This is a genomic window from Vibrio sp. 9-16B-A1 (assembly GCF_056726165.1).
Window position 1 is genome coordinate 1 of record NZ_JBSDZD010000039.1, and the last position, 861, is coordinate 861.

Genomic DNA, 861 nt, shown 5'->3' on the forward strand with positions numbered 1-861 from the left:
CGTAACAAGGTAGCCCTAGGGGAACCTGGGGCTGGATCACCTCCTTAATACGAATGATTATTGCGATGAGTGTTCACACAGATTGATGGTTTATACAGTTTAAGAGACAGAAGATATCCCAATATCTTCAACTTAGTGTCCCGTTCGTCTAGAGGCCTAGGACACCGCCCTTTCACGGCGGTAACAGGGGTTCGACTCCCCTACGGGATACCATTGGGTCGTTAGCTCAGTTGGTAGAGCAGTTGACTTTTAATCAATTGGTCGCAGGTTCGAATCCTGCACGACCCACCATTCTTTCTCCACGAAGGAATTAAAACTTAAAGTGGGCGATTAGCTCAGTTGGGAGAGCACCTGCCTTACAAGCAGGGGGTCACTGGTTCGAGCCCGGTATCGCCCACCATTCTCTAAGTATTTTTGGATTAGAATTTCCAAACCACTTCAGTAAAGCGTATGTGGTTGGAATTTTTGTCGCCGAAAGTCTTTAGAAAATGACCTTCTTCGGAAGAATCATGCTCTTTAACAATTTGGAAAGCTGACGAATAACAACAATCCCCTTATCTTTCAGATAAGCGTTGTTATTCAATTAAAAGTTCTCAAATCCTAGATGATTTAATCATTTAGGTACCAACACACATTCAAGTGTTCTTGGAATTTGAGTCCGGCAAAATCGAAGTGTTGCTTCGCTCATTCAAATAATGAAGCAACGATAAACCTTGGTTGTTTGAACATACGAAACCTCTTGGGGTTGTATGGTTAAGTGACTAAGCGTACACGGTGGATGCCTTGGCAGTCAGAGGCGATGAAAGACGTAGTAACTTGCGATAAGCCCAGATTAGGTAGTAACAACCATTTGAGTCTGGG

At 43.8% G+C, this 861-nt stretch carries 3 tRNA genes and 1 rRNA gene; all 4 read left to right on the forward strand.

Annotation, left to right across the window (positions count from 1 at the left end):
- The first annotated feature begins 137 nt into the window (after positions 1–137).
- Positions 138–213 (forward strand) — tRNA-Glu (locus ACVB80_RS24315).
- Positions 214–215: 2 nt separating this feature from the next.
- A tRNA-Lys gene (locus ACVB80_RS24320) sits at positions 216–291 on the forward strand.
- Between the two features lie 33 nt (positions 292–324).
- Positions 325–400 (forward strand) — tRNA-Val (locus tag ACVB80_RS24325).
- Between the two features lie 351 nt (positions 401–751).
- Positions 752–861: ribosomal RNA gene (locus ACVB80_RS24330) — 23S ribosomal RNA — on the forward strand; the annotation flags it as partial.